The organism is Sulfurimonas sp. HSL-3221, assembly GCF_021044585.1.
Classification (GTDB): Bacteria; Campylobacterota; Campylobacteria; order Campylobacterales; family Sulfurimonadaceae; genus Thiomicrolovo; species Thiomicrolovo sulfuroxydans.
Genome location: NZ_CP087998.1, coordinates 1,720,083 through 1,733,628, shown reverse-complemented (window position 1 = coordinate 1,733,628; position 13,546 = coordinate 1,720,083). Strand labels below are relative to the sequence as shown.

The following is a 13,546-nucleotide window of genomic DNA, read 5'->3' as shown; positions in this document are numbered from 1 at the left end:
AAGATGATCGATACGCGGCAGGGGATTCGGAAGTTCGCCAACCTGGGGGGTGCCGAAAACCGGGCAGACCGCCTTATCCGCTTTGCCGTTTCGCTGATCATTGCGCTGCTGGCGGCGTATCTGCCCGCCTACACCGGGTTGGGGAGCGAAGGGCGGGCGACCTTTTTCATTCTCATCTTCGCCGCCGGGCTCTGGCTGACGGAGGCCATCCCCGCCTTTGCCGTCTCCTTCCTCATCATCGCGCTGGAAATAGTGCTGCTCGGCCTCATCCCCGGCGGGGAGTGGGAAGCATTCCTCTCGCCGTGGGCCAGCCCCCTCGTTTTCCTCTTCCTGGCCGGGTTCATCATGGCCAGTGCGGCGTCGAAGACCCGCCTGGATATCTGGATCGCCAAACGGGTCCTTTTCCTCGTAGGCAACCGCCCCGAGCACATCATGAGCGGGATGATTCTGGTGACCTTCACGATGTCGATGTTCATCTCCAATACGGCGACGGCCGCTCTGATCGTCTCGATCCTCTTCCCCATGCTCGCCACGATGCGGCCGGACAACCCCTACAGAAAAGGGCTGATGCTCGCCGTGACGATGGCCGCCAATATCGGGGGGATGGGGACCATCATCGGGACGCCGCCCAACGCCATCGCCGTGGGGCTGCTGGGAACCTCCGCCCCCAGCTTCGTGGGCTGGATGATGCTGGCCCTGCCGCCGGCGCTGCTGCTGGTTATTTCGTTGCGCTACCTGCTGCTGAAGCGCTACCCCTCCAACGAACCTTTGATCGATCTCGGTCCGCTGCACGGGGTCGACCACACGGACGACACCAGTATTGTGCATGCGACGGTGCCGAGTGTGCCCAGCTGGAAAAAGAGCGCCGTCGTCCTCACCTTTTCACTGACAATAATGCTCTGGCTGACGGGGCCGCTGCACCACATCCCGACGACGGTCGTCTCCTTCCTGCCCATCGTCATCTTCACAATGCTGGGCATCCTGGAAGCGGAGGATATCCGGGCGCTGCACTGGGACGTCATCATCCTCATCATTGGTGGCCTTTCCCTGGGGAGCGCCGTGAGCAGCAGCGGGTTGGATGACTGGATCGCGACGCTCTTTGCCGAACAGACGCTGCCGCTGCTCCTGCTCGTTCCGATCTTCGCCTACCTCGTCGTGCTGCTGTCGAACTTTATGAGCAATACGGCCGCGGCGAACATCCTGCTGCCCCTGGTCGCGGCCGTCGCCGTCGTCATCGGCAACAGCAGTCCGATGCTCGCCGTCGTCACCGTCGCACTGAGCGCCTCGCTGGCGATGGCGCTGCCGGTCTCGACGCCGCCCAACGCCATCGTCTTCGCGTCGGGGGCACTGAAAAGCCGGGATTTCTGGCTGATGGGAATCGTTTCGGGGGTGTTGGGACCCCTTGTGATCCTTGGCTGGATCTACCTGGTGTCTACGTTTTTTTAACCTGGAGTGGTTGATGGAAGTTATTATCTTTATGCTCGTGTCAATTGCCCTCTGGGGTGTTGTGACACTTATTCTTAAAAAGGTGTTTAGGTACAAACATGAGTATTTTTTTGACCTCAAGGGAATCATCTATCTCACTCTCATGTTTGTTTGTATTGGTTCATATGGAGTGATTTTCAAAGGCGGTTCACTGATAGAAGATCTCCACATGACGCGAACCCCTGAGTTACAACTGGCAGCGCTTGGGATTGCGTTGATGTATATTTATACTTTCTTTAAATATGGACCTCGGTGGTGATGCGGCACTGACATACCTGAAATTTGTATCAATTTTGGGTGTGGAATTGTATACAGTATATTGTGATCATGTGTAATCAGAATTACTAATAAAGGAGAGAAAAAGAGTAGATGATTATATTTCTGTATATCACAATAATCATATTACTATATACTGCTTATCACGCAGGGCATCCCATATGGGCTGCTATTAATCTTTTTTTTGCATTCGCATTCATTCTCGTAATCATCGCTGATCATAGACATAAAAAAAGTATCATCAATGAAGAAGTTGACGAAAATACAACAGAATAATCGCACTTCCTACATAATCAGTTGGAAGTGGTCTTTCTTCTAGCCTTGAACAACCCACGTTTGCTCGATAAGCAGGGTTTCGTCCGAGTAGACCCGCCCGACAAAGGTCTGCCCGGCTTCGTAGGTGCTGACCCCCTTGGGCGTGCCGCTCATAATGATGTCGCCGTCCTCGAGCGTCATAAACGATTTGATCTCTTCGAGCATGACTGAGGGTTTGTACATCATAAGACCGTAGCCGGCGTATTGCTGCAGTTTGCCGTCGACGTGCAGGGTCATCCGCAGCGAATCCATCGGGCCGTTGAAGGGGACGAAGTCGCTCAGAACGGCCGAACCGTCGAACCCCTTCGCCCGTTCCCAGGGCAGGCCCTTCTCTTTCAAACGGTTCTGGATTGAGGCCTTGGTGAGGTCGAGACCGAAGCCTATTCCTGCGATCTCCCCCTTTTCAATGAGAAAACAGATTTCCCCCTCGAAGCGGCAGGTCGGCTCGACGTAGCGGAGGGTGTCGGTGACGGCGGAGTTGGGTTTGTTGAAGACGACCATCTGCTCAGGGATCTCGTTGCCGAGCTCTTCGATGTGTTCGACATAGTTGCGGCCGATGCAGACGACCTTGGACGGCGAGAACTCCCGGCCGTCGAAAATGACCGCCCTCACTTGATGCTCTGCGTGATCGTATGGAAATCGCCCGGGGCGACGGTGACGGTGTTGGAGAGGGCGTTGGCCGTTTCGATGCAGACCATCGTGTTGTAGCCGTCGTCGGCAAAATCCTCCATGCGCGCCGCTTTGTCGATCCAGGGGTTCCAGACGACGGTGGAGCTGCTGCCGCTTTTGCCGACGATGACCGTGCGTCCCAGACGCTCGTCGAGAAGGATGATTGTGTCCTCAGTATCGAGGTAGACGCGGTCGGTCTCCCGGGTGATCCCGATGGGGGCGCCGGAGGATTTCTTGGCAAACCCGTCCAGGGCGTCGGCGTAGGTGACCCCCTCCAGCCCGACGATGCTGGCGGCGGCGATATTGCCGAGGCTGAAGTAGGTGTGCAGCGCCTCGGTGATCTCGAAGGGTTCTTCCCCCAGGTTCTTTGTCGTAAGGGCGAGTTCAAGCTGCTCGCCGATAGTGATGCGCATCGTCAGTTCGAAGAGGTAGGGAAACCAGCGGCGCTCGTGCTGTTCGAGCATCGTGTCGTCGAGCTTCAGGGTAACGACGGTCGCGCTCTCCTCCGCCTCCTCGACGCTCTCCAACCGCCATAGGACGGCGCGGGCGAAACCGTGCTGGGGCCGGTCGGGGATGTCGGGGTCCGAGCCGAACCAGGGCCAGCAGACGGGGACGCCGCCGCGGATGGCCCGTCCCGGCTCGAAACGGGCCGTCGGGCTCAGCCAGAGCATTTCGGGCTGGCCGTGGCGGGCGTATTCGAAAAGATGCGCCCCCTGCAGGGCGATCTTGGCCGTGGCTTCGGTGTTGATGATCTCGAGGATTTCCAGGCCGTTTTCCGATGTGACAAGCTTATGCATGGGTTCTCCTTATGCTGTGGCCAGTGAGGGCGTAGTAGAAGATAAAGGCGTAACAGACGAAGCCCAGGGCATAGCCGTGGCGCAGGGTGCCGCCCATCTCCCCGATCTGGCCGAAGAGCAGCGGCAGCAGGGCGCCGCCGGCGATGCCCATGATGAGCAGGGCACTCCCCTTGGCCGTGAGGGGACCCAGGTCCTTGAGTGCCAGGGGCCAGACGGCGGGCCAGACGAGGGCGTTGGCGAGCCCCAGCAGGGCGACGAAGGTGAGGCTGTCGGGCAGCGTACCGATGCCGCTCCAGCCCCAGAGGATCGACGCGACCGTGTGGCTCTGCTCGCTGCTCCAGAGGATCCCGGCCGTAAAGATCAGACCGGCCAGTGCCGTGTAGCGCAGCGCCTTCTCCTGGGAGATGAACCTTGGGATCGTCGTCACGCCGATGAGGTAGCCCAGGACCATAAAGACCATCGTATAGGCGGTGAGCGCCGTCGCGTTTTCGATGCCGAGCGATTGGCCGTAGAGACCGATAGTGTCTCCCGCGATCACCTCGATGCCGACATAGAAAAAGAGGGTGACGGCCCCGAGCAGGAGGTGCGGATGGCGCCAGACGGAATCGCCCGGTGCGGCGGGGACGGCTTCGAAGGGGAGTTTCGGCAGGGGCGCAAGACGGACGAAGACCGCCAGCAGCGCGAGGGCCGAGGCCATTGACAGGTAGGGGCTGACAAGTTTCTGCGCCAGGGCCGCTTTCACTTCCGGCGTCGCGTCGGCCGAGACGGGGGCGGTGAGGTCGGCGAAGATGAGGGCGGTAAAGAGCAGCGGGGCGAGGACGCCGGCGCCCTTGTTGATGAGCCCCATGATGCTGATGCGCGCCGCGGCGCTCTCGTGGGGGCCGATATGAACGATGTAGGGGTTCGATGCCGTCTGCAGCAGGGTGAGGCCCGCCCCCAGGGTAAAGAGGCCGCCGAGGAAGAGGCGGTAGTCCGCACTCTGGGCCGCGGGGATGAAGAGGAGGGCCCCGGCGGCCATGATGCCGAGCCCCAGGGCCATCCCCTGCTTGTAGCCGGTGTAGCGCAGCACGATTGCCATCGGCAGGGCCATCACCGTATAGGCGATGTAGAAGGCGAAGGTGACAAGGAGCGCTTCAAAGGCGGTGAGGTCGCAGATGATTTTGAGAAAGGGGATGAGCGAGCCGTTGAGCCAGGTGACGAATCCGAAGATGAAAAAGAGGAGGCCGAGGATGCTCATGGGCAGGAGGGCGGAGGCTTTGTCAGGCATGGAGCGTCTCCTGCAGGTAGCGTGCGACGGCATCTTCGTCGTTGGTGTGGGGCAGCACGATGTCCGCGGCGGCTTTCACCTCATCCAGGGCGTTCTGCACAGCGCAGGCGGTCCCGGCGAGTTCGAACATTCCCAGGTCGTTGAGGCTGTCGCCGAAGACGGTGAAGTCGGCGGTATCGTGCTCCATGTATTCGGCGACTTTTGCCATGGCGTGGGCCTTGTCGCCGAGGGGGTGCAGGATGGTGAGGTAGTAGCCCCCCGTATACTTCTCCGGGGAGAGCTTGAACTCCAGCGCATCGCCGAAGAGCGCCCTGAAATGCTCCGTGAGGGGCCGCAGGCGCGCCTCTTCAGCCATGTAGACGATCTTGAGAGTCTCGTCCATCGCCTCCATACGTCCCAACCGCTCCAGGCGGGGATCGCTCCGGTAGTTCTCAAGCACCTGCCGCTGCATCGGCGTGACCTTTTCGGGGTAGCGGAACGCTTCGTTGAGGTCGCGGTCGGTGAGGCCGATGACAAAGGGCTCGATGTTGTCAAAGCGGCGTCCCGCCTCGATCAGTTCGTCCCCGATCTCTTTGCCGACCGTTTTGATGTCAATGAGGGTCTTGTCCGGCAGGACGACCATGGAGCCGTCGAGCAGGATCATTGGCGCTTCGAGATGCAGGGCGCTGAGGAAATCGTGCGACTTGGAAAAACTGCGTGCCGTGGCGACGGTCAGGGGCGTGTGGCGGGCAATGCGGTTCCAGACGTCGCGGGAGAAGGGGCTGACGCTCTGGTCGGAGCGCAGAAAGGTGTGGTCAAGATCGGTCAGAAAAACGGGACTATTCATAAGGCATAGTGTAGCACTTGTGCGCTTGGAAACGGACTTACAGCATCCCCAGCTGCAGCCGCGCCTCCTCGCTCATCTTCTCCATCGTCCAGGGGGGATCGAAGACGAGGTTGGCTTCAACGACGAGGTCGGGTTCGTCGTCGATGAGGTAGCCGATGTTGCGGACCTGGTCGATGAGGCTCTCGGAGACGGGGCAGGTGGCGGAGGTGAGGGTCATTGTCACGACGCACTTGGTCGCCCCGCCGCTCTCTTTGGCGCAGTCGATGCCGTAGATAAGCCCCAGGTCGTAGATGTTGACGGGGATCTCCGGGTCATAGATGCCGCGCAGCTTTTCGGTGATCTTCTCTTTGAGGGCGTCGAACTTCATCTCACTCCCCTTTGCAGGCCTTGGCGTACCCGTAAATGACGTTGAGGAAGGCCTCGAGTCCCTGCTGGCGGACGGGGCTGAGCAGTTCCATGACTCCCATCTCTTTCAGTTTGTTCGGATCGAAGGCGAGGATCTCGTCGGGGGTACGGTCGTGGAAGATGCCCAGAAGCATCACGAGCATCCCCTTGGCGATGATGGAGTCCCCTTCGGCCTCAAGGAGGATCTTTCCCTTGTCATAAGCTTTGTGCAGCCACGCCAGGGAGGAGCATCCTTTGATGATGTTCTCGTCGGTTTTGTATTGCGGTTCAAGTGTCCCCGCCTCCTTGCCGAAATCGAGGATGTATTCCATTTTTGCGTCTTTGTCGGGGAGGAGGGCAAGGTCCTCTTTGTAGAGCTGAACCTGTTCATCCATCGTCATGGTGTCTCCTTTGCGGCGTCTGGCGCCGTAAAATAGGCCGATTGGAAATCGGCACGGATGCGTTCGGCGTAGGCGCTGTCGCCGACACTGCCAATGAGGGCGTCGGCGAAGGCGAGAACGAGCATGCTGCGCGCCTCCTCCTCCGCGATCCCCCGCGAACGCAGGTAGAAGAGGGCGTCTTCATCGAGCTGGCCTATGGTCGCCCCGTGGGACGCTTCGAGCTCGTCGGTATAGATCTCCAGTTGCGGCTTGGCGTACATATAGGCCTGCGGGGAGAGCAGCACGGCTTTGGTGTTTTGCCGCGCGTCGGCGTAGCGCGCCTTTGCGTCGACGCGGATGAGGCCGTCGAAGATCCCGGTGGCCGCCCCGCGCAGGACGCTGCGGGCCTCCTGGACGCAGGTCGCATGGGGCGCGTGATGGATGATATGCACGACGTTGCCCCGGCGCGCCGTGCCCGACGCCATTAGCAGGTGTCCGGCGTCGCAGCGGGCATGGCTCTCCAGGTCGATCTTGTAGAGGTGCAGGGCCTGGGCGCTGCCGAAGTCGAAGGTCCTCAGCTCCAGCCGGCCGTTTGCGCCGACATGGAAGCGGTGTGTGCCGATAAGCGCCGTCTCCTCCGACGTGCCGCTCTCGTCACGGATCCACCGCAGGGCGGCCCCGGCGCCGATCTCGGCGTCGATACCGTACAGCACTAAGCTCTCCGTGCTCCCTTCCCCCCGAAAGGTCTCGAAGAGTTCCGCCTGCTTGCCGGGCGCGACGGTGACAGAGAGACGGTAGGGCAGCAGGGTCCGCGCATCGCTGACGATATGCCGGAGCTCAAAATTTACGTTCGTGGTGATTTCGAGCGCGATGACGGCGGGCGCCAGCAGGTGCGAGAGAAAATAGAGCGCGTCGTAATGGTCCGGATCGGCTGGGAATGCTGAGCGGTAGGAGACCGAACAGCCCGACGGGATTTCGGTGACGGTCCCGTTTTCGATGACGAGCCGTTCGCCGGTTTTCGGTGTGTGCACTGCCGCCGTCTTGAGGGTATAGTCCCGTGCGAACAGGGGTTTGATTGCGAAATGGCGGTACTGCTCCGTTTTGTTGCCGGGAAGCCCGAGGGTAGTGAGCCGTTCGAACAGCGGTTCCTGGGCCTGTTCCCGGACGAGGTCAAGGGTCAGCGCGCCCATCATGCATCCTCCGCGATCGCCCCGTAGCCCTCGGACTCGAGGCGCTTGACCAGTTCCGGGCCGCCTGTTTTGACGATTTTTCCGTCCTGGAGGACATGGATATAGTCGGGGTCGATGTAGTCGAGGATGCGGCTGTAGTGGGTGATGACGAGGAAGGTGCGCTCCCCGTTCTTCATCCGGTTGATCCCCTCGGAGACGGCTTTCAGCGCATCGATGTCGAGGCCGGAGTCGATCTCGTCGAGGAGGATGACGTCGGGTTGCAGGATCTCCATCTGCAGGATCTCATTGCGTTTTTTCTCGCCGCCGGAGAAGCCTTCGTTGAGGTTGCGCGAGATCATGTCGGGTTTCATCCCCAGCTGTTCGACGTGGTTGCGCATCAGCCGCAGAAACTGCGCCGCGTTCGTTTCGGGTTTACCCTCATGGCGCTCCTTGGCGTTGAGGGCGGTACGCAGGAAATAGGCGTTGTTGACGCCGGGTACCTCGACGGGATTCTGGAAACTGAGGAAGATCCCTGCCAGTGCCCGCTCCTCCGGTTCCAGTTCAAGGACATTCTGTCCGTCGTAAATGATTTCTCCCTCCGTGACGTCGACGTCGTAATGGCCGACGACGGCTTTGGAGAGGGTCGATTTTCCCGCGCCGTTGGGGCCCATGATGGCATGGACTTTCCCCTTTTCCAGGGTCAGGCTGAGGCCTTTGAGAATGGTGTTGCCGCCGATTGCGGCATGCAGGTTCTTTATCTCCATCATCCGACACTTCCTTCCAGGGTGAGATTGAGCAGCTCTTTGGCTTCGACGGCGAACTCCATGGGGAGCTGGGCGAAGACCTCCTTACAGAAGCCGTGGACGATCATGGAGACGGCATCCTCTTCGCCGATACCCCGCGAGCGGAGGTAGAAGAGCTGCTCGTCGCTGATCTTGCTTGTTGTCGCCTCGTGCTCGATCTGTGCCGAGGGCTCCTGCGACTCGAGGTAGGGGAAGGTGTGGGCCCCGCACTCCCCGCCGATAAGGAGGCTGTCGCACTGGCTGAAGTTGCGCGCCCCCGCTGCGTTAGGCCCCACTTTGACCAGACCGCGGTAGCTGTTCTGGCCGTGCATGGCGGAGATCCCCTTGGAGACGATGGTCGAACGGGTGTTTTTCCCGATGTGGATCATCTTCGTGCCGGTGTCCGCCTGCTGGGCGCGGCTCGTGACGGCGACGGAGTAGAATTCGCCGACGCTGTTGTCGCCCTTGAGAATGCAGCTGGGGTATTTCCAGGTGATCGAGGAGCCCGTCTCGACCTGGGTCCAGGAGATCTTGGAATTTTCCCCTTCGCAGATGCCGCGCTTGGTGACGAAGTTGTAGATCCCCCCTTCGCCCTTGCTGTCGCCGGGGTACCAGTTCTGGATCGTGGAGTACTTTATTTCCGCGTCCTTTTTCGCGATCAGCTCTACGACGGCGGCGTGGAGCTGGTTCTCGTCGCGCTGCGGGGCGGAACACCCTTCGTTGTAGGAGACGTAGCTGCCTTCGTCGGCGATGATGAGTGTGCGCTCGAACTGGCCCGTGTTCTGGGCATTGATGCGAAAGTAGGTGGAGAGCTCCATCGGGCAGCGGACCCCTTTGGGAACGTAGACGAAGGTCCCGTCCGTGAAGACGGCGGCGTTGAGGGCGGCATAGTAGTTGTCCATCATCGGGACGACGGAGAACATATACTCCTGGACGAGCTCGGCGTGGTCGCGCATCGCCTCGGAGATGGAGCAGAAGATGATCCCGAGCTCCTGGAGGGTGTCGGCGTAGGTCGTCTTGACCGAGACGGAGTCGAAGACCGCGTCGACGGCGATGCCCTGGAGCATCTTCTGCTCGTCCAGGGGGATGCCGAGTTTGTCGTAGGCTTCAAGGATCTTCGGGTCGACCTCGTCGAGGCTGTTGGGGGCTTTTTTGGGGGCGGCAAAATAAGAGATGGCCTGGTAGTCGATGGAGGTGTAGTGCAGATGGGCCCAGTGGGGCTCTTCCATCCCTTCCCATTTATGAAGGGCCTTGATGCGCAGTTCGGTCATCCACCCGGGCTCATGCTTTTTGGCGGAGATGAAGCGGATAATGTCTTCGTTCAGCCCCGGGGGGACGGTGTCCTCTTCGATATCGACGGTAAAGCCGAGTTCGTAATCTTTGGCAAGAATTTTGTCAACTTCAGCCTGTGCCATAGCGGCTCCTTTTAAGGGCATCACCAAAGTCCCTGTGTGGAGCTCAGAGAGCATTTGAAGCATGAGATTTTTTTTGTTTTCATTGAAGGCCTAGCCAAAAGCTAAGTCAAGATGAAAACGGAAGAAAGATCGTGCTTCAAACGCTCTCCCGCAGGGCATAACAGTGAAAAGCCATACTCAGCGTTGCCACTTTTCGACTTAGCTAAGGCTAGGTCTTCAAAGCGTCGCCTTGATTATGACTTTCTCTGCTATGCTGAGACCGCACAGGGATTTTGGTGATGCCCTCGTGTCTATCCAGCCACTATAGAGCAAATAAGACAAAATCACTCTTAAAAAATAAAACAGGCAGAGATGCTATGGTGAAATAAAGTCAGTGTGTTCTGAAGGGGTTGGAAATAGGTTGATAAAAGGTGATTTGATTGTAAAAGCATGGCGCGGTGGACGGGACTCGAACCCGCGACCCCCTGCGTGACAGGCAGGTATTCTAACCAGCTGAACTACCACCGCACATGAAGTAGAGCGAAAGTATACTTCGCTAACTTTAAAAAGAGCTTTTTTGGCATCTAAAAGCACCCGTATGGCGACCCTTGAAGGATTTGAACCTCCGTCTCTACCATGAAGTGGCAGCGTCCTTGGCCCCTAGACGAAAGGGTCATCGTGCAAAAGCAGGGGAGGATTATACTGCGAAGTTACCTATTCTGTTATTAATTTATCGAAAATTGCCGCTTTGTCTTCGGTATGGAAATAACGTCTACCTGTGAGCAGCGACAAGATAAAATACGATGATAAGCCGATAGGCATGAAAGAATGAAGTATCTTGAAAGGGGATGTGCCGGCGTAGGTACCGACACACCATGTCGTTGATGGCTTAATGCGCCGTAATCAACATTTTCGGTCCGACTCCCACGGCATATTTGCTGATAGGTGTCAATGCACCTGTTGCGCCGATCTCGAAAGCACTTACATTATTATCGTCGTAATTTGCGACGTAAAGCGAGGTGCTCTTGGAGTCGACGGCCACAGATTTCGGATGGCCGCCGGAGGCATAGGTGTCGATGTATGTCAGCGAACCGTTTGATTCGACGTTGTACGCATTGACGGAAGCATCGGATTTCGTTGTCACATAAAAATACTTACCGTTCGGTGTTACGGCACAGCTTTTCATACCGGAGCCAGTGGTCGTGACCGGGAAACCGGCCATGAGGGTGATCTCGCCGGTTTTCTCATTCACACTGAAGCCCTTGACCTCATTGCCGGTGGCATCGACCGTATAGAGGTAATCACCGTTCGGTGTAATGGCCAGCCAGTTGTTGGCCCCTGAAGCCGCATACGGCGTATTGGGCGTGCCGGTGTAGTTACCGTCATTCGTGATGACATGCCCATGGATCTGATTATCTTCCGTACCGACATAGAAGAACTTGCCCGAGGGGTGCATAGCAATGGAGTGCGCCTCATACTCTGATGTCGGTGAGAAAGGCTGTTCCGTCAATGCACCCGTGGTCGTATTGATCTTGAATGAGTGTAACTCGAAGTCATTCTGATCGGTGACGTAGAGGTATCTGCCGTTTGGCGTAATAACGGCGTTCAGGGCCATACCCACAACTCTGGTGTTCGCAAGGTGCGACAGGCCACCGGTGGCATTGAGCTCCCAGGTATCGATACTGGCTGAAAGCGTGTTGTCCCAATCGTCCACGTTCATCGAATAGACGAATTTGCCGTTTGGATGCTGCACCAGGCCGGTCGGGTTGGAGCCTGCAGCCATCACCGCAACCGGTGTCAACGCACCGGTTGTCGTATCACGGCTGAAAGAGGAGAGGGTATCATCTTCCGCATTGGCGGTGATGACGTATTTTGATTTAGGAACACTTGAACTGCTGCTGCCACATCCCGTGGACATAACTAATGCTGCTGCCAGTAATGACAGACCTATTAAACCGACGTTTTTCATAGCCATTCCTTTGTGTTGATAGCACAGAATGGCATAACAAAAATTAGCAGTTGCTTAAGGTTTTTATCCGGTAAATAGGGCGTTATAGCGTATTTTATTATTAAATATTTCTATATGTTACAGAACTTTTAGCAGTGTAATCTTTCGATGTGCGAGTATGCGCTGTTTTGGCGCTGATCACTTTGAGTTTCAGTGTCGTTATATTGGTTTTTTGTGATACAAAGAAAGTATTTCGGGAAAATGGTGGGCACTACTGGACTCGAACCAGTGGCATCTACCTTGTAAGGGTAGCGCTCTACCAACTGAGCTAAGCGCCCGAAAAAAAAAGTGGCGCGGTGGACGGGACTCGAACCCGCGACCCCCTGCGTGACAGGCAGGTATTCTAACCAGCTGAACTACCACCGCATCCGTAATAAGTAGGGCGAAATTTTACCGCTTAATCTTTAAAAAAAGATTAATTTTGGATCAATTTCATTTTGCAAAATAGATGGTGTCCCGTGTTGGATTCGAACCAACGGCCACATCATTAAAAGTGACGTGCTCTACCAGCTGAGCTAACGAGACATGCTCACAAATGCAAGGCCGAAATTATAGGGAAATATGCCTGATAAAGTCAAGAAAAACTCAATAAATTTTGAAAAAAGTTTTTTTATCCAGGAGCATCAGCATTTTGACCGCATAAAGGACCGTCTGTTCCTGTATATAGTTGCGGTCGCCGCTCAGCTGCAGACGAGCTATAGTCACTGCCTCGTTGCTGCGGACGGCGACCTGGACCGTGCCGACAGGTTTCTGCGGTGTGCCCCCCGTCGGTCCTGCGACGCCGCTGACGGCAACGGCGTAATCGGCACCGGATACTTCCAGCGCACCGGCGCTCATCGCCTCGACGACCTCTCGGCTGACGGCGCCATGGGCTTCGAGGGTCGCGTTTTCCACCGCGATCCACTCCGATTTGAGACGGTTCGAATAGGTGATGAGCCCCCCTTCGAAGACGCCGGAAGCACCGCTCTCCTTGGTAAGGTAGTAACTGAGCAGGCCGCCGGTGCAGCTCTCGGCGAAGGTGACCGTCTTGCCCGCATCCTGCAGGACTTCGATGAGCCAGAGGGCGATATTGTCCGACGCGACGGCACTCGGGAAGCGGGTCAGAAGATGCTGGAGGGCACCGTCGACATCCCCGAAACGCTCCGCTTCCAGGCGGCACTGCAGCCAGCCGGGGATGGGCGCGGTAAGGGCGTAATCGACCCGGTAGCTCTCCGCGATCTGTTTCAGCACGGGCATTAACGCCGTCTCGTCGCTCTCGAAAAGGTGAACGACGGCGCTCTCAGACGGGGGGAGCGTCAACTCGGGGCTAGGGAGCTCGCCGCCGCTTTCGACCTGCATGACGTGCAGATGCAGGGTGCCGTCGTTGAGATGGTAATAGGTCGGAGCCATATTGCTGGAGCGGGAAGGAACGAGGCACTCATCGCGTATGATAAGGGTGTCGCCCGTCAGCGTGGCGATCTCCCTGGCGACGAGGGGGGCCAGGAAGGGATCGCAAAGGATAAAACAGGTCTCTGCCCTTTCCGTGTCGCCGGCGCGTTCCGGAAAAAAGCGCTGGGGCTCCCTGAACAGAAAGCGCCTTTCCGGGGTGATGCCGAAACGCGCGAAATGGCGGTCGATATAGCGGCACATCGGCTGGTTTTCGATCAGGCCGTCGCCGATAAGAAAAAGGGAGTACTTCATACCGTGAGTATAGCGCAAAACGCTCCGGTGTCGGCGAAACGAAGATTGCGCCCCGTTCGGCCCCGACGCAGGAATAAACAGCTTTTTTTAATGGGTTTGAAGCTATAATGCACC

Annotated in this window: 13 protein-coding genes and 5 tRNA genes; 2 read left to right on the top strand and 16 right to left on the bottom strand. The window is 57.7% G+C overall.

Annotated features, from left to right (window positions below; translation table 11 throughout):
- Positions 1 to 3: 3 nt before the first annotated feature.
- Positions 4 to 1,446 carry an SLC13 family permease gene (locus tag LOH54_RS08945; RefSeq protein WP_231018557.1) on the top strand — a complete coding sequence of 481 codons (1,443 nt, stop codon included), beginning with the start codon at positions 4 to 6 and terminating at the stop codon, positions 1,444 to 1,446.
- 13 nt (positions 1,447 to 1,459) lie between these two features.
- A complete protein-coding gene (locus LOH54_RS08940) occupies positions 1,460 to 1,744 on the top strand; it encodes a hypothetical protein (protein WP_231018556.1) in 285 nt (94 codons plus the stop codon).
- 332 nt (positions 1,745 to 2,076) lie between these two features.
- Here the strand turns inward: LOH54_RS08940 and LOH54_RS08935 are convergent, their stop codons facing one another.
- The 16 genes from LOH54_RS08935 to LOH54_RS08860 form a co-directional block, all read right to left on the bottom strand.
- Complete coding sequence (locus LOH54_RS08935; protein WP_231018555.1) at positions 2,077 to 2,688, bottom strand: fumarylacetoacetate hydrolase family protein; 612 nt, start codon at positions 2,686 to 2,688, stop codon at positions 2,077 to 2,079.
- Entirely contained in the window at positions 2,685 to 3,542 is an 858-nt protein-coding gene (locus LOH54_RS08930) for a D-hexose-6-phosphate mutarotase (protein ID WP_231018554.1), read from the bottom strand. Before LOH54_RS08930 ends, LOH54_RS08935 begins: the two co-directional genes overlap by 4 nt.
- Positions 3,535 to 4,809 (bottom strand): sugar MFS transporter, encoded by a 1,275-nt coding sequence (locus tag LOH54_RS08925; protein WP_231018553.1) that lies wholly within the window; start codon positions 4,807 to 4,809, stop codon positions 3,535 to 3,537. The genes LOH54_RS08930 and LOH54_RS08925 overlap by 8 nt, the downstream gene beginning before the upstream one ends.
- Positions 4,802 to 5,635: an HAD-IIB family hydrolase gene (locus tag LOH54_RS08920; RefSeq protein ID WP_231018552.1), complete on the bottom strand. Its 834-nt coding sequence runs from the start codon at positions 5,633 to 5,635 to the stop codon at positions 4,802 to 4,804. The genes LOH54_RS08925 and LOH54_RS08920 overlap by 8 nt, the downstream gene beginning before the upstream one ends.
- Before the next feature lie 37 nt (positions 5,636 to 5,672).
- Positions 5,673 to 6,002, bottom strand: a complete 330-nt coding sequence (locus LOH54_RS08915) for an iron-sulfur cluster assembly protein (RefSeq protein ID WP_231018551.1) — start codon at positions 6,000 to 6,002, stop codon at positions 5,673 to 5,675.
- Between the two features lies 1 nt (position 6,003).
- The gene (locus tag LOH54_RS08910) at positions 6,004 to 6,420 is read right to left on the bottom strand and encodes a SufE family protein (protein ID WP_231018550.1); all 417 of its coding nucleotides are present in this window, start codon (positions 6,418 to 6,420) and stop codon (positions 6,004 to 6,006) included.
- Positions 6,417 to 7,589: a SufD family Fe-S cluster assembly protein gene (locus LOH54_RS08905; RefSeq protein ID WP_231018549.1), complete on the bottom strand. Its 1,173-nt coding sequence runs from the start codon at positions 7,587 to 7,589 to the stop codon at positions 6,417 to 6,419. Before LOH54_RS08905 ends, LOH54_RS08910 begins: the two co-directional genes overlap by 4 nt.
- Entirely contained in the window at positions 7,589 to 8,335 is a 747-nt protein-coding gene (gene sufC / locus LOH54_RS08900; RefSeq protein ID WP_231018548.1) for a Fe-S cluster assembly ATPase SufC, read from the bottom strand. Before sufC ends, LOH54_RS08905 begins: the two co-directional genes overlap by 1 nt.
- The gene (gene sufB, locus LOH54_RS08895; RefSeq protein WP_231018547.1) at positions 8,332 to 9,765 is read right to left on the bottom strand and encodes a Fe-S cluster assembly protein SufB; all 1,434 of its coding nucleotides are present in this window, start codon (positions 9,763 to 9,765) and stop codon (positions 8,332 to 8,334) included. The genes sufC and sufB overlap by 4 nt, the downstream gene beginning before the upstream one ends.
- Positions 9,766 to 10,195: 430 nt before the next feature.
- A tRNA-Asp gene (locus LOH54_RS08890) sits at positions 10,196 to 10,272 on the bottom strand.
- A 71-nt stretch (positions 10,273 to 10,343) separates the two neighbouring features.
- Positions 10,344 to 10,419 (bottom strand) — tRNA-Glu (locus LOH54_RS08885).
- Between the two features lie 214 nt (positions 10,420 to 10,633).
- Complete coding sequence (locus LOH54_RS08880; protein WP_231018546.1) at positions 10,634 to 11,713, bottom strand: lactonase family protein; 1,080 nt, start codon at positions 11,711 to 11,713, stop codon at positions 10,634 to 10,636.
- A 241-nt stretch (positions 11,714 to 11,954) separates the two neighbouring features.
- Positions 11,955 to 12,030: transfer RNA gene (locus tag LOH54_RS08875), tRNA-Val, on the bottom strand.
- A gap of 11 nt (positions 12,031 to 12,041) precedes the next feature.
- Positions 12,042 to 12,118: transfer RNA gene (locus tag LOH54_RS08870), tRNA-Asp, on the bottom strand.
- Between the two features lie 83 nt (positions 12,119 to 12,201).
- Positions 12,202 to 12,277, bottom strand: a tRNA-Lys gene (locus LOH54_RS08865).
- Positions 12,278 to 12,337: 60 nt separating this feature from the next.
- Complete coding sequence (locus LOH54_RS08860) at positions 12,338 to 13,432, bottom strand: CinA family protein (protein ID WP_231018545.1); 1,095 nt, start codon at positions 13,430 to 13,432, stop codon at positions 12,338 to 12,340.
- Between the last annotated feature and the right edge of the window lie 114 nt (positions 13,433 to 13,546).